The sequence below is a fragment of the Pseudoalteromonas sp. SG43-8 genome, from assembly GCF_014164245.1.
In the GTDB taxonomy this organism is placed as follows: domain Bacteria; phylum Pseudomonadota; class Gammaproteobacteria; order Enterobacterales; family Alteromonadaceae; genus Pseudoalteromonas; species Pseudoalteromonas distincta.
This window is the reverse complement of the sequence record NZ_JACJEX010000001.1, coordinates 325,664-345,965: the sequence shown is the minus strand read 5'-3', so window position 1 is coordinate 345,965 and position 20,302 is coordinate 325,664. Positions and strand designations below refer to the sequence as shown.

The window sequence follows — 20,302 nt, the reverse complement described above, 5'->3', positions numbered from 1 at the left end:
AAAGGTAAAAACTCAAGGTGTCGCTAAAGAAAGCTATGCTACAGGTGATATTAATATAATACCGTTTGTGGCTAACTACGTTGACATTACATTCGAATAAAACAATAAAAAAAGCAAGCCAGTTGGCTTGCTTCTTATTTATTTTATTAATACGAACAATTAAACTTTTAAGTAATCCATAATACCTTCTGCAGCATTACGTCCTTCAAAAATAGCGGTTACCACTAAATCTGAACCACGCACAATATCGCCACCAGCAAATATTTTAGGGTTCGTTGTTTGATGTGTAAATTCACCCTGTTCTGGTGCATTAATGCCGCCCCAGTGATTTATTTCTACATCGTATTTTTCTAACCAATCCATTTTGTGAGGCTGGAAACCAAATGCCATAATAACTTGGTCAGCTTCTATCACATGCTCTGAACCAGGTACTTCTTCAGCACGACTTCTGCCATTTGCGTCAGGTTCGCCTAATTTAGTTTTAACCATTCTAACGCCAGTTACTTTACCTTTATCGTTCAATACAATGCCTTTAGGCTGAACGTTATAGGTAAATATAACGCCTTCTTCTTTGGCGTTTTTAACTTCACGTTTAGAACCAGGCATATTTTCTTTATCACGACGATAAGCACACGTTACTTTTGCAGCGTTTTGACGAATAGACGTACGCACACAGTCCATCGCTGTATCACCACCACCAAGTACAACTACTTTTTGGTTAGCCATATCAATACACGGCTGCTTAGTCTCGTCATAGCCCATTACACGGTTAGTGTTACCAATCAAGAACGGGAGTGCATCGTGAACACCTGGTGCATCTTCATTTTCAAGACCTGCACGCATACTTTGATACGTACCAACTCCTAAAAATACGGCGTCGTAATCAGCTAAAATTTGATCAAGCGTAATATCAACACCTACTTCAACATTTAACTTAAACTCCACGCCCATTTCAGTGAAAATTTCACGGCGCTTTTGCATCACTTCTTTTTCAAGTTTAAAAGAAGGAATACCAAACGTGAGTAGTCCGCCAATTTCTGGGTGACGATCAAACACTACTGGTTTTACGCCGTTACGAACTAAAATATCAGCACACCCTAAACCAGCTGGGCCTGCACCAATAATAGCTACTTTTTTGTCGGTCCAAGTTACATAAGACATATCAGGCTTCCAGCCCATTTTAAATGCCTCATCGGTAATGTATTTTTCAATATTACCAATTGTAACCGCACCAAACTCTTCATCTAATGTACACGAACCTTCACACAAACGGTCTTGTGGGCAAACACGCCCACAAACCTCTGGTAAGCTATTTGTACGATGAGAAAGCTCTGCTGCCTCTATAATACGACCTGTGCGTATTAACTTTAACCATTGTGGAATGTAGTTATGTACTGGGCACTTCCACTCACAATACGGGTTACCACAATCTAAACAACGATCAGCTTGTGAGTTAACCTGATTCTCTGAAAAGGGTTCGTAAATTTCTACGAAAGATTTTTTACGTGACGAGATTGGTTTTTTGCGTGGGTCTACACGCTGCACGTCTATAAATTGATATACATTTTCGCTCATACTGCCCCCTTATTGCGCCTGAACACGTAGTTCGGCACTACTGCGAGCGCGATGCCCGAGTAAACTTTTTACGTCGCTTGATTTTGGTTTTACTAATTTGAACATCGGTAAGTACAGTTCAAAGTTAGCTAAAATGCTTTCTGCTCTGCACGAACCCGTAAGCTCTAAATGCTCAGCAATTAAGCCGCGTAAATGTTCTTGATGCGACGTTAATTCGTCTAGTGTTACTATTTCTACAAGCTCTGGATTAATGCGTTTTTCAAAATCATTTCGCTCATCTAAAATATAAGCAAAACCACCAGTCATACCCGCGCCAAAGTTAACACCTACATTACCAAGTACACACACAACGCCACCGGTCATGTATTCACAACCGTTGTCACCTACACCTTCAACAACCGCTTGCACACCTGAGTTACGAACTGCAAAGCGCTCACCGGCACAACCCGCTGCAAACAGTTTTCCGCCTGTAGCGCCGTACAAGCATGTGTTTCCGGCAATGGTTGCTTTATGGCTTTCAAAAGATGAGCCAAGTGGTGGACGAATCACTAACTTACCACCAGCCATGCCTTTACCTACGTAATCGTTAGCATCGCCAACCAATGTCATTTCAAGACCACCGGCATTCCAAACACCAAACGATTGACCCGCCGTACCGTGTAATTCAATTGCTACTGGGTCTGCCGCCATACCTTGATTACCGTGTTTATCAGCAATATAACCCGAAAGCATTGCACCTACAGAGCGGTCAGTATTACAAATACGACTCACAAGCGAGATACCGCTTGACGTATCAATTGCCTCTTGCGCTTTAGCTAATAAACTTTCGTTTAACTTACCTAGGTAATGCGAACTGTTAGGCGCACTACAATACAGTGTTTCGCCAGTTGGGTTGTTCGGCTGAGCAATAACAGACGATAAATCAATTTTCTTCTGCTTTGCAGTTTTGCCTTCAATTTCTTCTAATAAATCTAAACGGCCAATTAAGTCAGTTAAATTTGCAACGCCTAGGCTAGCCATAATTTCACGCGCTTCTTGCGCTATAAACTTAAAGTAGTTCATCGCCATTTCTGGTAAGCCGTGATAATGCTTTTGACGAAGTGTTTCGTCTTGTGTTGCAACACCGGTCGCACAGTTATTTAAGTGACAAATACGTAAGTATTTACACCCAAGGGCAACCATTGGACCAGTACCAAAACCAAAGCTTTCAGCACCTAAAATTGCTGCTTTAATAATATCTAAACCTGTTTTTAAGCCACCATCTGTTTGCAGGCGAATGCGATGACGAAGGCCATTTTCAACTAGTGCTTGCTGTGTTTCAGCAAGTCCAAGCTCCCATGGGCTACCCGCATATTTAACAGAAGTAAGTGGGCTTGCGCCTGTACCGCCGTCGTAGCCAGAAATAGTAATTAAATCGGCATATGCTTTAGCAACACCTGTTGCAATGGTTCCCACACCAGGCTCTGAAACAAGTTTTACAGAAATAAGTGCTTTAGGGTTTACTTGTTTTAAATCGAAAATTAGCTGTGCTAAATCTTCAATTGAGTAAATATCGTGATGCGGTGGTGGCGAAATTAACGTAACACCTGGTACCGAATAACGAAGCTTAGCAATATACGGCGTTACTTTTTCACCCGGTAATTGTCCACCTTCGCCTGGTTTTGCACCTTGCGCTACTTTAATTTGAATAACGTCAGCACTGCGTAAGTAATGAGGCGTTACTCCAAATCGACCTGAAGCGACTTGTTTAATACGCGAGTTTTTCTCTGTACCATAACGCAGTTTATCTTCACCGCCTTCACCAGAGTTTGAACAACCACCTAAGCGGTTCATTGCAATTGCTAGCGCCTCATGCGCTTCTGGTGATAACGCACCAATACTCATTGCTGCTGAGTCAAAACGCTTGTATAGGTTTTCTGCAGACTCTACTTCATCGATGCTTATACCTTGCTCAGGTAGTTTAAGCGCTAACATATCGCGCAAAGTCGCTATTGGACGATTATTAACTAAATCAGCGTACGCACTGTAGTCCTTATAATCACCTGAACGAACCGCTTTTTGCAGGGTTTGAATAACATCTGGATTATAAGCATGATACTCACCACCGTGAACGTACTTAAATAAACCGCCGTGGCTTAATAATTTACGCTTACTTAAAGCAAGTTTGTGCAAACTTTGCTGATCTTCATCAAAGTCAGTAAAGCATGCACCTTGTATACGACTTGCAACGCCTTTAAAGCACATTTCAATAATCGCATCAGATAATCCCACCGCTTCAAACAACATTGAACAACGATAAGACGCAACCGTACTTATGCCCATTTTAGACATAATTTTGTATAAGCCTTTATTAATGGCTTTACGATAAGCAAGGGTCACTTCGCAATACGACTTATCAATAATTTTGCTGTCGCTCATCGCAACTAACGATTCATACGCAAGGTATGGATAAATTGCCGTAGCACCAAAACCTAATAGCACAGCAAACTGGTGCGCATCTCGCACGCTGCCAGTTTCAATGATAATATTTGATTCACAGCGCAAGTTGTTATCAACTAAGCGTTTTTGTACCGCACCTACAGCCATAGCTGCTGGAATTGGTAAATTTATTACATCAAAGTTACGGTCAGTTAAAATAAGCATGATACAGCCCGCAGCTGCTTTTTCTTGTGCTTGGTCACAAATACGCGTAACCGCGTTTTCTAAACCCTCTTCAACTGTGTAGGTAATATCAATTTTACAGTAGCTGTAGTGCGCTTCATCAGCATTTAATAGCTGCTGCATGTCTGCGTACATTAAAATTGGTGTATCAAACTGTAGGCGCTTAGCGTGGCCCGTTGTTTCGTTAAATACGTTTTGCTCACTACCAATACAGGTTGCAAGCGACATTACATGGTTTTCACGTAGTGGATCGATAGGTGGATTTGTTACTTGCGCAAATTTTTGGCGGAAGTAATCATAAAGTGAACGATGCCCTTCACTAAGCACAGCAAATGGCGTGTCATCACCCATTGAGCCTGTCGCTTCTTGGCCGTTTTCACCCATTACACGAATAACGCTATCAAGCTCTTCGTTGGTATAACCAAACATTTTTTGATATTTAACTAGCGTTTCGTCATCAAATGAGCGATTACCGGCGTCTTGCTCAGTAAGTTCTTCAAATGGAACTAAACGTTTAACGTTTTCTTCAAGCCATGACTTGTAAGGATGGCGAGATTTTAAATCTTGATCGATTTCATCCGAGTGCCAGATTTTGCCAAGTTTAGTATCAATAACTAATAATTCACCTGGACCAACACGGCCTTTTTCAACCACTTCATCCGCAGTGTAATCCCAAATACCCACTTCTGATGCAAGCGTAATAAAACCATCTTGTGTAATTACATAACGTGCTGGGCGAAGTCCATTACGGTCAAGGTTACACGCCGCAAAACGACCATCCGACATAACAATACCTGCCGGGCCATCCCATGGTTCCATATGCATAGAGTTAAAGTCGTAAAATGCACGTAAATCGTCGTCCATTGCACGGTTTTTCTGCCATGCAGGCGGCACGAGCATACGCATAGCACGGAATAAATCCATGCCGCCTGCTAAAAATAGCTCAAGCATATTATCTAGGCTTGATGAATCAGAACCGGTTTCGTTTACAAACGGCGCTGCGCTTTGTAAATCAGGAATAAGCGGTGACGCAAACTTATAAGAACGTGCGCGTGCCCACTGGCGGTTACCTTCAATAGTATTAATTTCACCATTGTGTGCTAAATAGCGGAAAGGTTGAGCTAAAGGCCAACGCGGCTGAGTATTAGTAGAAAAGCGCTGATGGAAAACACAAATCGCACTCGTCATACGAATATCAGCTAAATCTAGGTAAAAATTAGGTAAATCCGCAGGCATCATTAAGCCTTTATAGATAGTTACCAAACCAGATAGACTTGCGATATAGAAAGCTTCATCATCAACAATGCGCTTTTCAGCGCGGCGGCGTGCTACATATAAGCGACGCTCTAAGTCTTTAGAACGCCAACCTTCTGGCGCGCTAACAAAAATTTGTTCAAAACCTGGTAATTGCTGTACAGCAATAGGACCCAACATAGATGGGTCGGTTGGTACAACACGCCAGCCTAAAATATTTAGCGTTTCTTTTTCTAATTCTTCGCTAAGTATTTGTTTTGCAGCTTGTGCTAAAACAGGATCTGAATTTAAAAATATCATACCCACTGCGTAGTTTTTGCCTAAGTGCCAATTATGTTCACTGGCAATTGCACGGAAAAAGCTATCTGGTTTTTGTAATAATAAACCACAGCCATCACCTGTTTTACCATCGGCAGATATACCGCCACGGTGCTGCATGCGATCAAGCCCCGTAATAGCAGTACGAATAAGCCTATGACTAGCTTGACCATTAACTTGGGCTATTAAGCCAAAGCCACAATTTTCTTTTTCTAACTTTGAGTCGTATAACATAGACCCCTCCCCTTGCTGCACTGTTAGCGTGGATGAACTGCTCGACGATTTGCTAACAGACGGACAAAACTAGCCTCTATCTTAAATAGAGTCAATAGCACTTTGAATACATATTCACATTCTTGAATATTTCTCACTTCATAGCAAGATTTCTTTTTATCATTATTTTTAACATTTAGCGTTATTTTAACCACTATTTTTTCATGACACTGGTGTCAAGTTTAACATATTGTAAAAAACACAAGCGCCCAAAGTCGCAGCTTACGTAAACGTAAAGGTGAGCAAAAGTGAATAAGTATTCAACTAATGAAGGGCTATTCAGTTAACATTTAGATAGTTTTATGCTATTTCATTACTTTAATGGCTTAACATCCCCGATTATTGCTGCTCATTAGTATAGTTATGAAAGTTCATGTCATTTTTTGTACATTAATAGTGAATTTTTATTTAAAGCGGTGTCCGATGCGGACATAAAAACTGTCCGCGGACATCATTTTCAAGAACAAAAAATAAAAAGCACTTTAATATCAATGTGATAATAGTTGGCATATTAATCGTATAGCTTTACATATAATCGCTAATTGGAATTACTATGTTTACTCTAAGCTTATTTTTGCTCTCTCCTATTGCCGCCATTTGCACAGCAGCTTTATTAATGCTGTGCGAAAAATACATAAAAGCAATGTAGGGGGAATTAAATGATTAAAGATACCAGCGCACAAGACGTACAAGTAAAGGCACCTATAAGCTATAAAAAATACGCGATAATCACTGCGATTGTTTTCATTGTGGTCTCTACAGTTGCTTATATTTTTTTAACTAACCATAGCGCTAAAAGCTCTATTAGCCGCTCAAAAGTACAGGTTGCAAAAGTACATGTTAAAGCGCTCATTCGAGATATTGCCGCCAGTGGTAAAATTGTTGCTGCTAATGCTCCTAAAATCTACAGTCCAGAACGTGGATTTATAGATTTAAAAGTAAAGGCCGGCGATACAGTAAAGCAAGGCAACACACTTGCCCTGCTGCAAAGCCCTGAGTTAACTAACGAATTAAAGCAACAGGAGTCTGTACTTAAAAGACTACAAGGCGAGCAGCAAAGGCAGCATTTGCAAGCAAGACGCCAAACACTCACCTTAAATAAAACACTCGATATGGCACAAGTTGAGCTTAACGCCGCTGAGCGCGAAAATCGTCGCGCGCAGTTATCAATACAACAACACTTAATTAGCCAAATTGATCTTGAAAAAGCAGTTGATGATTTATCACGTGCAAAGCTCTCATATAAACATGCACAACAAGAGGTACTGCTTGCCAAAGACACGCTCGCCTTTGAACTACAAGCTGCTAAAAGTGATGTGACCCGCCAACAACTTATTGTTGATGACTTAATCAGAAAAGTAAGCAACCTATCTATTAAGGCTACCGTTACTGGGATCGTGGGTAACCTACTTGTGCAACAAAAAGCCGCTGTGACACAAAGCCAACCTCTTATGACACTCGTCGACTTAAGTAATTTCGAAGCGGAACTCCAAGTACCTGAAAGTTATGCAAACGAATTAGGGCTCGGTATGGAAGTAGAGCTTAAGTTAGGCAATGAAACAGTGATGGGGAATTTATCCGCCATATCCCCAGAAGTTAATAATCGTGAAGTAACAGCACGCGTCCGATTTAAAGGTGTTACTAACAACATCCGTCAAAACCAACGCTTAACTGCACGTATTTTACTCGACAACCGAGAAGGTGTAATGCAGGTAAAACGCGGCGCTTTTATGCAGCAAGGCGGAACTTTTGCTTATAAGGTAGAAGGCAATATTGCAAAGCGTATACCTATTACAATAGGCGCCACCAGCATTAATGCGGTTGAGCTTTTGAGCGGACTAAAAGAAAACGATGAGATTATTATTTCAAGCTACAGCGACTTTAAGCAAGCCGATACGATTTTATTAAATTAAACAGACGTTCTCAACCAACGCTAAAAATAATTAGGAACAACCATGTTACAAATGAACAACGTAAGTAAAGTATACCAAACAGAAATGGTACAAACCCATGCGCTTCGAGACTTTAACCTGCAAGTAAACGAAGGCGAATTTATTGCTGTTACTGGTCCTAGCGGCTCAGGGAAAACAACCTTTTTAAATATTGCAGGTATGCTCGAGCCTTTTAACGAAGGTGAGTACCTGTTGGATGGCGTTAATGTTGGCAGCCTAAACGATAACCAACGTGCTGATTTACGTAATCAAAAAATTGGCTTTATATTCCAAGGCTTTAATTTAATCCCCGATTTAAATTTATATGAAAACATAGAAGTTCCTCTTCGCTACAGAGGGATTAAAGCAAATGAGCGAAAACGTCGAATTGAGCAATGCCTTGAACAAGTTGGTTTAGCATCTCGCGCTAAACACTTACCTCAACAACTCTCTGGTGGCCAGCAACAACGTGTGGCAATAGCCCGTGCGCTTGCTGGTGAACCTCGTTTTTTACTTGCCGATGAGCCAACAGGTAACCTTGACAGCTTAATGGCTCGCCAAGTTATGGAGTTACTTGAACAAATCAATCGCGACGGTGCCACTATTGTAATGGTAACGCATGATAGCGAATTAGCCCGCCGTGCTCCGCGTAATATTCAAGTAGTTGATGGGCAACTTGCCGACTTTACACTTTATCAAGGCGCGCAAACTATAAAAACAGCATCGGGGGTTTAACTAATGTTTATTCATTATTTAGATTTAAGTTGGCGCAGCTTCAAACGCACCCCACTGGTTAGCTTTTTAATGGTACTGGCCATTGCGATAGGTATAGGCATAACAATGACCAGCCTTAGTGTTTATCACATGATGTCGGCCGATCCTGTCCCAGAAAAAAGCAGCCAACTTTACAGTGTGCAATTACAAACAATGGACGATGGTAGTACGTGGTGGACAGAAGATAACATGCCACTGCAACTGACCTATCAAGATGCTGAGAACTTATTAAACGCACCCACGCCAGAGAAAAAAGTGGCTATGATGCGTACCGGCTTTTCAGTTTATCTAGACTCCAACAAAATAAAACCTTTTATAGGTAATGCTCGCATGACAACGCCTGACTTTTTTAGCATGTTTAATTTGTCATTTTTATACGGGGGGGCTTGGAGCAAAGAGCAAGAAGACTCTGCCGCACCTGTGGTTGTTATTACCCAAGAGATAAACGATAAACTATTTGCTGGAAAAAACTCTGTCGGAGAACTGATTTACTTAGATGATGCAAGCTATCAAGTAGTTGGTGTTATTAACCATTGACCTCTCAATATTAAATATTATGATTTAAATAACGGTGCATTTAATCAAGTAGAAGAGTTATTTATGCCCTTTAGCTTAATAAAGACAAAAGAGCTAGTAAGTTGGGGCAATAGCAATGGATGGAAACACGAAAACACACCAACCTTTGCAGATAAACTGCAATCTGAACAAGTATGGATCCAGTTTTGGGCAGAGCTAAATACGCTTGAACAAAAACAAGCCTATCAAAATTACTTATTAGCCTATATGCAAGAACAACAAAAACGTGGTCGATTTAATCGTAAAGAACTTGAGTATAAACTTCGCGATGTAAACCAATGGATGCAATACAACAACGTCGTCACCGAAGACAATAAAATTTTAGTGGGCCTGAGCTTTATGTTCTTAGGTGTCTGCTTAGCCAATATTTTAGGTTTACTTTTAGCTAAGTTTTTACGCAGAGCGCCAGAAGTAGGTGTAAGACGCGCATTAGGTGCTAGTAAAAGGCAAATATTTTTACAGCACTTAGTTGAGGTCGCCATGCTTGGCTTTATAGGTGGCATGCTAGGAATTGTACTAGCACAACTTGGTTTAATGGGCGTAGGGCAAAGCTACGACTACTATGAAAACTTAGCGACAATGGATTTAACCATGCTATTTAGCGCCCCATTGATTGCAATTACAACCTGCATTTTAGCTGGTTTATACCCAGCTTGGTTAGTGTGTAAAACCAATCCTGCTATTTATCTTAAGAGCCAATAAGGAATGTCACAATGTTAGAAATAAAACCTATATTTAACGCCTTATGCCGCTCAAAGGTGGGCGCTGTATTACTGCTAATTCAAATTGCAATTACCACAGCTATCGTCAGTAATGCTGCATTTATTATTCAAGATAGAATTAGCTATTTAAACCAAGAAACGGGCTACCCTGAACAAGATATATTTAAGTTTAATGTAATGACCTTTGGTACTGATATTAACTTAAGCCAGCAGTTTGAGCTTGATGAAAGCATGCTTAGAAAAATGCCAGGCGTAGTTGATGCCGCATTAAGCAGTAGTATTCCGCTATCAGGGGGTGGCAGCGCTTCGAGCTTTAATTTAAAACCTGCTCCACAAGAAGGCCTAAGTGTCAGGACCGCTTATTTTTTTATAGATGACCACGCAATTAATACCTACGGCGTTAACTTAATTGCAGGGCGAAACTTTACCGAAGATGAAGTGCTCGTTACAAACGAAATTACACAAAAGCGCACCAACGTCACTATAGTCACTAAAGCCTTGCTTGATGAGCTCTACCCTGATGGAGATGGTTTAGGAAAAATAGTTTATTTTGGTGACCTACCACTTAAAGTTATTGGCGTGATCGGAAAAATGAAAGGCCCGTGGCTCAAAGACAGTAAACCCGATAATCTTGCGTTTATTCCTTATATTAAAGCAGCAAGTTATGCACAAGTTGCCGTTCGTACTAAGCCTGGTCAGCGAGCAGCTGTAATGAAAGAAATAGAAAATGCTATGCTCGAAAATTACAGCAAACGCGTTATTAACAACATTAAAGGGCTTGATGAATTAAAAAATGAGTATACCGCTCAAGATCGCCTAATGATGCGCATGCTCATAGTATTAATCACTATTTTAGTGCTTATAACCGCTCTCGGTATTTTTGGCTTAACCTTATTTAATATTAGCAAACGTACTAAGCAAATTGGTACACGCAGAGCACTTGGCGCAAGAAAGTCAGCTATTGTTAGCTACTTTTTAGTAGAAAATGCATTAATTTGTAGCCTAGGTTTAGCCTTAGGGGTAGTAACAGCAATACTACTTGGGAAAATGTTAATGCAGTATTTTTCTATAGCCGCACTACCGCCAAGTTATATAGCCGTTACCGCCATTGCCGTATTTTTAATGAGTTTACTTGCAGTATTAGCGCCGGCTAAACGCGCTGCCAATATTTCGCCCAGTATCGCAACTCGCACTATTTAATAATATGTAAATCACTATGCTACACTGCTTAGTAAGGCAGTGTAGCCATTAAAAAATTATAAAAATAACCTATGACTCATAAAATACTCATTGTTGATGATAACCAAGCAGTACTCGACGCACTTTCATTGTTGCTCGAGATCCACGATTTTTCGGTAGTCACTGCAACAAATCCATTTGATGCTTTGCAAATAGTTCGCTATCAGCGAATTGAGCTTGTAATTCAAGACATGAACTTTACCAGCGACACCACCTCTGGCGAAGAAGGTAAAGCCTTGTTTTATGAACTACGAGAAATAAACCCACACCTACCTATTATACTTATTACAGCCTGGACCGAACTTGCCACCGCCATTGAGCTTGTAAAAGCCGGTGCTGCTGATTACTTACCAAAACCCTGGGATGATGCAAAACTACTAGTTTGTATCGGTAACTTAATAGAACTAGGCAGTGCAAAAAAAATAGTGGCGACGCATAATCGCCATCAACAAGAACGTGAAGGTACATTTAAAAATGCAGATCTTGCTGGGCTAATATTTAAAAGTACTGCGATGGAACGACAGGTTACTATGGCGCTTCAAGTGGCTAAATCTGATATATCTGCATTAATTACAGGCCCTAATGGTAGTGGCAAAGAGTGTATTGCGCATATTATTCAAAAAAACTCCCCGCTTGTATCGCAGCCTTTTATTAAGGTAAACGCCGGTGCACTACCGCAAGAACTTATAGAAGCCGAGCTTTTTGGCGCTGAAGCCGGTGCATATACGGGGATAACCAAACAACGTATTGGTCGATTTGAAGCAGCTGATGGCGGTACGTTATTTTTAGATGAAATTGGTAATTTACCACTTTCAGGACAAATAAAATTACTACGCGTACTACAAACCGGCGAGTTTGAACGTTTAGGCTCAACACAAACACGAAAGGTAAATGTGCGGGTTATATCGGCCACTAACGAAAACTTACTACAAGCAATTGAACAAGGTCGATTTAGGGAAGACTTATATTATCGCCTTAATGTAATTGAGCTCAATGTGCCTGCCCTGTGCGAAAGACAAGATGATGTTTTAGCACTTATTAGCCATTTTTTACCTCACCGAGAGCTGACTATAAACACAGAGCAAGCACTTCAACACTACAAATGGCCAGGTAACGTTCGAGAGCTAGAAAACGCTTGTAAGCGTGTAGCGGTACTAAAACCTACAGGTGCGCTTACAGTCGATGACTTTGCACTATCGTCACCGGTCACGGCTCAACAAGAAGCAAAAGCAGAGCCTACCAAACAGGAAATAGAACACGCAATGCGCGCTCATCAAGGTGTTATAGCCAAAGTCGCCCGTGAATTTGGTTTAAGCCGACAAGCACTTTACAGACGGTTACAAAAAATGGGTATTGATTATTAATGCCAAACATTATTAGCAACTTTACCCTAAGCCAAAAGGTTGTATTAATTTGCGGGCTTTGTAGCGCGCTGCCTATTGTTATTATTGCCGTGCTAAGTGGCTTTGATATTTACTACACTCTGTTTTTAATATTACTAACGCTTACATTTAGCACTCTGCTTTCAAGAACTCTCACCAAGCCAATAAAGCTTGGCATGCAATCGCTTGAAACAGGATTACTTAATTTTAAAGATGGTGAGCTCTCCAGTTTGCTTGCGTATAAAAGTAATGATGAACTTGGAAAACTATGCCAACTTTATAATCAAACCGCAAAACAGCTTCGCCAAGAAAAACAATGGATTTACCAGCGCGAGTTAATGCTTGATAAAGTATTGCAAAGCTCGCCGCAAGCGTTATTGCTGGTCAATGATAATAATACGGTGGTATTTAGTAATTTAATTAGCCGTAGTTTATTTAATAGCGCAACTCGCCTTGAAGGTATGCAACTAAGTAAGTTACTCGAAAATTCGCCTCTGCAATTAGTAGCAGCTATAGAGCACGGTATTGATGGCCTCTTTAATATAGAAATAGAGAATCAAGACTCGCAAACTTGGCATTTAGCCACTGGGGAGTTTTTCCTCAATAATCAAAAGCATCATTTATATATATTTAAACAGTTAACCCGTGAACTTAGTCGCCAAGAAGTTGCCGTGTGGAAAAAAGTAATACGCATTATTAGCCACGAATTAAATAATTCACTCGGCCCTATGTCATCCATGCTACACAGCGCACAATTGCTCGCAAATAAAGTTGATGAGCCTCGCCTTGCCCGTGTATTTGCAACTATTGATGAGCGAATTAGTCATTTAACTGAATTTGTACAAGGCTATGGCAAGTTTGCTAAATTACCTCAGCCACAAAAAACGCGGGTTAACTGGCAAAACACACTCAATAATTTAAAAAACCACTGGCAATTTAGCTACGAAATAAAAAATTCACACAATGAATTACAAGCTGATCAAACACAACTCGAGCAGCTGCTCATAAACTTATTAAAAAATTCACACGAGTCAGGTTCCAACGCCAATGAAATACATATTCAGGTAGAGTTTGTACCCCAAGCATGTGTTATAAATGTGAGTGACTGCGGCAAAGGAATGAGCGAGCAAGTAATGGCAAATGCTTTAGTGCCCTTTTATTCTACAAAAAGTACGGGGAGTGGTTTAGGGCTAGCCTTATGCAGAGAAATAGCAGAAGCGCACCAAGGGCATATAAGTTTACATAACAAAATAGAGGGCGGCTTAAACGTACAAGTGAGCCTTCCTTATTGATAAATTTACACAAATTAGAAACAACAAAGCCACTTAAAAAGTGGCTTTGTGTTTAAAGAGCTTAATAACCTGAGTTCAGGTTGAGTAATAAATTACTCTGCGTCAGCTTCTTTGTATTTAGCAGCAGTTTCAGTAATTAACGGCTGTAATTCACCGCGTTGAAACATTTCGATAATAATGTCACAACCACCAACTAATTCGCCATCTACCCAAAGTTGTGGGAATGTTGGCCAATTTGCGTATGCTGGAAGCTCAGCACGAATGTCTGGATTAAGTAAAATATCAACGTATGCAAATGGTTCACCACATGACATTAACGCTTGCGATGCTTGTGAAGAAAAACCACAATTTGGTAATTTTGGTGACCCTTTCATGAAAAGGATTATTGGATTTTCTGAAATTTGCTGTTTAATTTTATCAATGGTTTCCATCTACAACCTCAAAGTAACGATAGCTAAATATATTTAGGTCTTGAAAATAACTCATCGTGACCACAAATATATAACTTAAAATGGGCAAATAAAGCCGCAATTGAAATAGTCTTTCGCAATAGCATTGCTGTTTGCTTAAACTTGAGTAAAATACTCAACAATTATAGTAACACTATATTACCGCTTGGTATAGGTAACTGCTCTGTTTCAACAGGCATTACGTATTACCAAATGGACTATCAACCAAAGAAGATGGAGATAAAAAAATGGCATTTGAACTACCGTCACTACCATATGCAATCGACGCACTTGAGCCACATATTTCAAAAGAAACGCTAGAGTTTCACCATGGCAAACACCACAACACATACGTGGTTAAGCTTAATGGTTTAATCCCTGGTACTGAGTTTGAAAACAAATCTTTAGAAGAGATCGTATGTTCATCAGAAGGCGGCGTATTTAACAACGCAGCACAAATCTGGAACCATACTTTTTACTGGAACAGCTTATCTCCAAACGGCGGCGGCGAGCCTACTGGCGCAGTTGCTGATGCAATCAACGCTAAATGGGGTTCTTTTGATGCGTTTAAAGATGCATTAAATGACAAAGCAGTAAATAACTTTGGTTCAAGCTGGACGTGGTTAGTTAAGCTTGCTGATGGTTCACTAGACATCGTTAATACATCTAACGCTGCTACACCATTAACTGATGATGGCGTTACTCCAATCCTTACAGTGGATTTATGGGAACACGCTTACTACATCGATTACCGTAACGTTCGTCCAGATTACCTTAAAGGTTTTTGGTCGCTTGTTAACTGGGAATTCGCGAACGCTAACTTCGCTTAATTAGCCTTTAAACGCTAATGTAAAAAAGACGCTTAGGCGTCTTTTTTTGTTTCTTGTTTATCACACCTAAGCGCCTCATCATTTAATAAAACGCTTTTAGTAACATGATCTTTTTTCACTTAAATTTTTAATTTTATTGCACAAAAATACACATTCGTGACTAGACTTTAAAAGGTAAGCACCTTTTTACAGCGGGTTTCGGAGGTTATTATGACGATTTTTGAGCATTACCAAGCACGATACGAAGCGGCACAGGAAGAAGAATACAGTATCGCTGAATTTCTTGAGATTTGTAAAACCGATAAGTCTGCCTACGCCAGCGCACCAGAACGCCTACTCATGGCAATTGGCGAACCACACATGGTAGATACCGCAACGGATGCACGACTAAGTCGATTATTTTCAAATAGAGTAGTTGCGCGCTACCCTGCCTTTGCTGATTTTTATGGTATGGAAGACGCCATTGAGCAAATAGTCTCTTATTTAAAACATGCGGCTCAGGGGCTAGAAGAATGCAAACAAGTGCTTTATCTACTTGGACCTGTTGGTGGGGGTAAATCATCCATTGCTGAAAAGCTAAAGTATTTAATGCAACAAGTGCCTATTTATTCAATTAAAGGGTCTCCTGTAAACGATCACCCCCTCTCCTTGTTTGATCCTATCGAAGATGCAGACGTACTCAGCAAAGAATACGGTATTAAACCGCGCTACTTAAAAACCATTATGTCGCCTTGGGCAGGCAAACGTTTAAAAGAGTTCAATGGTGATATAAGCCAGTTTAGAGTGGTTAAACGCTACCCTTCTATTTTAAACCAAATAGGCATTGCCAAAACCGAACCAGGAGATGAAAACAACCAAGATATTTCAGCACTGGTTGGTAAGGTCGATATTCGCCAGCTTGAGCACTTTGCCCAAAACGATCCTGATGCATACGCCTACTCTGGCTCTTTATGTTTAGCTAACCAAGGGCTGATGGAATTTGTAGAAATGTTTAAAGCGCCTATTAAAGTGCTGCACCCTTTACTTACCGCAACCCAAGAAGGTAACTATAACGGCACAGAAGGCATTAGTGCCCTGCCCTTTAATGGCATGATCCTCGCTCACTCGAATGAGTCTGAGTGGCAAACCTTTAAAAACAATAAAAACAACGAAGCATTTTTAGACCGTGTTTATATTGTAAAAGTCCCTTATTGCTTACGTGTAACTGAAGAAATTAAAATTTACGACAAATTACTTGAGCACAGTGAGCTATACAACGCGCCATGTGCACCGGGTACACTTAAAACATTGGCGCAATTTACGACGCTATCACGTTTAAAAGAGCCAGAAAATTCAAGTATCTATTCTAAAATGCGGGTATACGATGGCGAGACCCTAAAAGACACCGACCCTAAAGCAAAATCGTATCAAGAGTATCGTGATTACGCAGGGGTAGATGAAGGTATGACGGGGCTCTCTACGCGCTTTGCGTTTAAAATTTTGTCCCGAGTGTTTAACTTTGATACCACTGAGGTTGCTGCAAATCCGGTGCACTTGTTCTATGTGCTTGAGCAACAGATAGAGCGCGAGCAATTTTCAAGTGAAATAGAAGAGCGTTATTTAAGCTTTTTAAAAGGCTATTTAATTCCACAATATGTCGAGTTTATAGGTAAAGAATTGCAAACCGCTTATTTAGAATCGTACTCAGAATACGGACAAAATATTTTTGACCGTTATGTTATTTATGCAGACTTTTGGATACAAGACCAAGAATACCGAGACCCCGATACAGGACAGCTATTTGACCGCGCAGCGCTAAACGCTGAACTTGAAAAAATAGAAAAGCCAGCGGGTATTTCTAATCCTAAAGATTTTCGTAATGAAATAGTGAACTTTGTACTGCGTGCCCGTGCACACAACAACGGCAAAAACCCACTATGGACAAGCTACGAAAAACTACGCACGGTGATTGAGAAAAAAATGTTCTCTAATACCGAAGATTTACTACCCGTTATTTCGTTTAATACTAAAACGTCTGCAGAGGATCAGCAAAAGCACGAAGACTTTGTGAACCGTATGGTCGAAAAAGGCTATACACAAAAACAAGTTCGCTTGCTTTCTGAGTGGTATTTACGGGTTAGAAAATCGCAATAACCTTCATAGTCGTAGTATATAGGAGGTCAATATGGCGCATTTTATAGATAGGCGTTTAAACGGAAAAAATAAAAGTACGCTTAATCGCCAGCGCTTTATTAGGCGCTATAAAAAACAAATTAAAGAAGCGGTTTCAGATGCGATTAACAAACGCAGCGTTACCGATTCAAGCTCTGGTGAGAGTATTTCTATTCCACAACGCGATATCAGCGAACCTACATTTCATCAAGGGCAAGGCGGGAATAGAGAGCAAATTCACCCTGGTAACGATCAGTTTTCTACAGGTGATAAAATTGAGCGCCCTAAAGGCGGACAAGGCGGTGGTGCCGGTGAAGGTGACGCCAGCGATTCGGGCGAGGGACAAGATGAGTTTGTATTTTCAATATCAAAAGATGAATACCTTGATTTACTGTTTGAAGATCTAGAACTTCCTAACTTACAAGAAAACCAACTTGATAAGTTAGTGCAAATGAAAACCCATCGCGCAGGATTTTGTAGCGACGGCATGCCAAGTAATATTGACATTGTCCGCTCTCTTCAAGGCTCGCTTGCACGGCGTGTTGCCATGAGTGCAGGTAAAAAACGCCGTTTAAAAGAGCTCGAAGAACAACTTGCTCTGCTGCTTGCTGGTTCACATAGCGATAAAGCGGCAATTGCTTTATTACAAAAAGAAATTGCAGCATTAAAAGTGCAAATTAAATCGGTCCCGTTTATTGATAACTACGATTTACGTTTTCGTAATTACGAAAAGCGCCCTCACCCCACCAGCAAAGCCGTGATGTTTTGTATTATGGATGTGTCAGGCTCAATGGATCAGCCAACAAAAGACATGGCAAAGCGTTTTTATATTTTGCTCTATCAATTTTTAACACGCAGCTATAAAGACATAGAAGTTGTTTATATTCGCCACCACACACAAGCTAAAGAAGTAGACGAACAAGAGTTTTTTTACTCCCAAGAAACTGGCGGCACTATTGTTTCGAGCGCTCTTAAATTAATGAACGAAATAATAAAAGAGCGTTATCACGCAAATGAGTGGAATGTATACGCCGCACAAGCCTCTGATGGCGATAACTGGGCAGACGACACCCCGCAGTGTGGTGAAATATTACGTAATAAGCTCTTAAGCGCAGTACGTTATTTTGCTTATATTGAAATAACCACTCGTGCTCATCAAAGCCTATGGCGCGAATATGAATCCATAACACACAGCCATAATAATTTCGCCATACAGCATATTCAAAGCGTTGAAGATATTTACCCAATTTTTAGGGAGCTATTTAAAAAAGGTCGTCAACAGCAAAACTCTGCATAGCCAAAAGCGAGGTAACATTATGAATGATAAACGATTGAGTGATGGCCCAGATTGGACCTTTGATTTATTAGATGAGTACCAAGGTGAAATTGCTCGTGTTGCAGCTCACTATAGGTTAGACACCTACCCTAATCAAATTGAAGTGATAACCGCAGAGCAAATGATGGATGCTTACTCAAGTGTTGGTATGCCTATTGGCTACAGTCATTGGTCGTACGGTAAAAAGTTCATTCAAACAGAGCAAAATTATAAGCGCGGACAAATGGGTCTCGCTTACGAAATAGTGATAAATTCAGACCCTTGTATTGCGTACTTAATGGAAGAAAACACCCTACCTATGCAAGCGCTTGTAATGGCACATGCGTGTTACGGACATAACTCATTTTTTAAAGGTAATTACTTATTTAAAACCTGGACCGATGCAGGTTCAATTATTGATTACTTGGTATTTGCTAAAAACTACATAAGCCGCTGTGAAGAAAAGCATGGTATTACACAAGTAGAAGCCCTACTCGACTCATGTCATGCATTAATGAATTACGGGGTCGATCGCTACAAACGTCCACAACAAATATCGCTATTTGAAGAGCAAAAACGCCAACAAGAGCGCGAAGACTACCTTCAATCGCAAGTAAACGAATTATGGCGAACTATTCCTGAGCAACAGCAAGAAACCAAAAAGAAAGTCCGCCATTTCCCTTCTGAACCTCAAGAAAATATTTTGTATTTTATTGAAAAAAATGCCCCATTACTCGATTCTTGGCAACGTGAAGTGATACGTATTGTACGTAAAATTTCGCAATACTTTTACCCACAAAAACAAACTCAAGTAATGAATGAAGGTTGGGCAACTTTTTGGCATTACACCATCCTTAATCACTTATATGATGAGGGAAAGCTCACCGACTCTTTCATGTTAGAGTTTCTACAAAGCCACACCAACGTAGTTTATCAGCCACCTTATAACAGTAAATATTATTCAGGCATTAACCCATATGCTTTAGGCTTTAATATGATGGTTGATATTCGCAGAATATGTGAACACCCAACTGAAGAAGATAAACGCTGGTTTCCTGAATATGCGGGTAGTAACTGGCTAGATACACTGCATTTTGCAATGGAAAACTTTAAAGATGAGAGTTTTATTAGCCAGTTTTTATCGCCGAAGTTAATTCGTGATTTTAAATTATTTACTATTATTGACCATACTAATAATCCCCATTTAGAGATTGGCGCAATACATAACGACAACGGCTATAAGGCAGTGAGAGAAGCACTCTCAGCGCAGTACAATTTAAGTAATCATGAGCCTAACATTCAAGTGTATGATGTTGATATTAGAGGTGACCGTTCATTAACCCTACGCTATGTACCCCATAACAATATTCCTTTAGCAAACTCGCACGAGGAAGTGCTTAAGCATCTTTACAGATTATGGGGCTTTAAAGTAAAACTAGAACAAGAGTCAAATTCTGGTGAAGTTTCAATGATTGGTCAATGCCCAACAGATGACTCTCGACACACAACACAATAATGAAGGGCAATACAATTTTCATACTGATTGGGTTTGCTCAGCAG

At 40.3% G+C, this 20,302-nt stretch carries 12 protein-coding genes and 1 pseudogene; 10 read left to right on the top strand and 3 right to left on the bottom strand.

Features of this window, described 5'->3' with window-relative positions:
- Positions 1 to 159 precede the first annotated feature (159 nt).
- Together H5122_RS01615 and gltB are read right to left on the bottom strand one after the other, a co-directional pair.
- On the bottom strand, positions 160 to 1,575 hold the full coding sequence (locus tag H5122_RS01615; RefSeq protein ID WP_004335378.1) for an FAD-dependent oxidoreductase: 1,416 nt from the start codon (positions 1,573 to 1,575) through the stop codon (positions 160 to 162).
- 9 nt (positions 1,576 to 1,584) lie between these two features.
- Complete coding sequence (gene gltB / locus H5122_RS01610) at positions 1,585 to 6,042, bottom strand: glutamate synthase large subunit (protein WP_182681081.1); 4,458 nt, start codon at positions 6,040 to 6,042, stop codon at positions 1,585 to 1,587.
- A gap of 698 nt (positions 6,043 to 6,740) precedes the next feature.
- Between gltB and H5122_RS01605 the strand changes: the two genes are divergently transcribed.
- The 6 genes and pseudogenes from H5122_RS01605 to H5122_RS01580 all read left to right on the top strand — a co-directional run bounded on the left by H5122_RS01605 (position 6,741) and on the right by H5122_RS01580 (position 13,997).
- On the top strand, positions 6,741 to 7,994 hold the full coding sequence (locus tag H5122_RS01605; RefSeq protein WP_182681080.1) for an efflux RND transporter periplasmic adaptor subunit: 1,254 nt from the start codon (positions 6,741 to 6,743) through the stop codon (positions 7,992 to 7,994).
- A gap of 42 nt (positions 7,995 to 8,036) precedes the next feature.
- The gene (locus tag H5122_RS01600) at positions 8,037 to 8,747 is read left to right on the top strand and encodes an ABC transporter ATP-binding protein (RefSeq protein ID WP_004335374.1); all 711 of its coding nucleotides are present in this window, start codon (positions 8,037 to 8,039) and stop codon (positions 8,745 to 8,747) included.
- A 3-nt stretch (positions 8,748 to 8,750) separates the two neighbouring features.
- Positions 8,751 to 10,064 (top strand): annotated as a pseudogene (locus H5122_RS01595) (ABC transporter permease).
- Between the two features lie 11 nt (positions 10,065 to 10,075).
- A complete protein-coding gene (locus H5122_RS01590) occupies positions 10,076 to 11,284 on the top strand; it encodes an ABC transporter permease (protein ID WP_182681079.1) in 1,209 nt (402 codons plus the stop codon).
- A 71-nt stretch (positions 11,285 to 11,355) separates the two neighbouring features.
- Positions 11,356 to 12,687 carry a sigma-54 dependent transcriptional regulator gene (locus H5122_RS01585; RefSeq protein ID WP_182681078.1) on the top strand — a complete coding sequence of 444 codons (1,332 nt, stop codon included), beginning with the start codon at positions 11,356 to 11,358 and terminating at the stop codon, positions 12,685 to 12,687.
- On the top strand, positions 12,687 to 13,997 hold the full coding sequence (locus H5122_RS01580; RefSeq protein ID WP_182681077.1) for a PAS domain-containing sensor histidine kinase: 1,311 nt from the start codon (positions 12,687 to 12,689) through the stop codon (positions 13,995 to 13,997). The genes H5122_RS01585 and H5122_RS01580 overlap by 1 nt, the downstream gene beginning before the upstream one ends.
- A 92-nt stretch (positions 13,998 to 14,089) precedes the next feature.
- Here the strand turns inward: H5122_RS01580 and H5122_RS01575 are convergent, their stop codons facing one another.
- Positions 14,090 to 14,428: a Grx4 family monothiol glutaredoxin gene (locus H5122_RS01575; protein WP_004335359.1), complete on the bottom strand. Its 339-nt coding sequence runs from the start codon at positions 14,426 to 14,428 to the stop codon at positions 14,090 to 14,092.
- 266 nt (positions 14,429 to 14,694) lie between these two features.
- Here H5122_RS01575 and H5122_RS01570 point away from each other — a divergent pair, with 266 nt between their 5' ends.
- From H5122_RS01570 to H5122_RS01555, 4 genes are all read left to right on the top strand, one after another.
- Positions 14,695 to 15,276, top strand: a complete 582-nt coding sequence (locus tag H5122_RS01570) for a superoxide dismutase (protein ID WP_002960323.1) — start codon at positions 14,695 to 14,697, stop codon at positions 15,274 to 15,276.
- 210 nt (positions 15,277 to 15,486) lie between these two features.
- Complete coding sequence (locus tag H5122_RS01565) at positions 15,487 to 17,409, top strand: PrkA family serine protein kinase (RefSeq protein WP_007375848.1); 1,923 nt, start codon at positions 15,487 to 15,489, stop codon at positions 17,407 to 17,409.
- 31 nt (positions 17,410 to 17,440) lie between these two features.
- Positions 17,441 to 18,724 (top strand): YeaH/YhbH family protein, encoded by a 1,284-nt coding sequence (locus tag H5122_RS01560; RefSeq protein ID WP_182681076.1) that lies wholly within the window; start codon positions 17,441 to 17,443, stop codon positions 18,722 to 18,724.
- Positions 18,725 to 18,743: 19 nt separating this feature from the next.
- Positions 18,744 to 20,258, top strand: a complete 1,515-nt coding sequence (locus H5122_RS01555; RefSeq protein ID WP_182681075.1) for a SpoVR family protein — start codon at positions 18,744 to 18,746, stop codon at positions 20,256 to 20,258.
- Positions 20,259 to 20,302: the final 44 nt, after the last annotated feature.

What these genes read in the sequence shown, in the direction of transcription:
- H5122_RS01615 (WP_004335378.1), bottom strand. Translation starts at nt 1,575, where the DNA reads ATGAGCGAAAATGTATATCAATTTATAGACGTGCAGCGTGTAGACCCA.
- gltB (WP_182681081.1), bottom strand. Translation starts at nt 6,042, where the DNA reads ATGTTATACGACTCAAAGTTAGAAAAAGAAAATTGTGGCTTTGGCTTA.
- H5122_RS01605 (WP_182681080.1), top strand. Translation starts at nt 6,741, where the DNA reads ATGATTAAAGATACCAGCGCACAAGACGTACAAGTAAAGGCACCTATA.
- H5122_RS01600 (WP_004335374.1), top strand. Translation starts at nt 8,037, where the DNA reads ATGTTACAAATGAACAACGTAAGTAAAGTATACCAAACAGAAATGGTA.
- H5122_RS01590 (WP_182681079.1), top strand. Translation starts at nt 10,076, where the DNA reads ATGTTAGAAATAAAACCTATATTTAACGCCTTATGCCGCTCAAAGGTG.
- H5122_RS01585 (WP_182681078.1), top strand. Translation starts at nt 11,356, where the DNA reads ATGACTCATAAAATACTCATTGTTGATGATAACCAAGCAGTACTCGAC.
- H5122_RS01580 (WP_182681077.1), top strand. Translation starts at nt 12,687, where the DNA reads ATGCCAAACATTATTAGCAACTTTACCCTAAGCCAAAAGGTTGTATTA.
- H5122_RS01575 (WP_004335359.1), bottom strand. Translation starts at nt 14,428, where the DNA reads ATGGAAACCATTGATAAAATTAAACAGCAAATTTCAGAAAATCCAATA.
- H5122_RS01570 (WP_002960323.1), top strand. Translation starts at nt 14,695, where the DNA reads ATGGCATTTGAACTACCGTCACTACCATATGCAATCGACGCACTTGAG.
- H5122_RS01565 (WP_007375848.1), top strand. Translation starts at nt 15,487, where the DNA reads ATGACGATTTTTGAGCATTACCAAGCACGATACGAAGCGGCACAGGAA.
- H5122_RS01560 (WP_182681076.1), top strand. Translation starts at nt 17,441, where the DNA reads ATGGCGCATTTTATAGATAGGCGTTTAAACGGAAAAAATAAAAGTACG.
- H5122_RS01555 (WP_182681075.1), top strand. Translation starts at nt 18,744, where the DNA reads ATGAATGATAAACGATTGAGTGATGGCCCAGATTGGACCTTTGATTTA.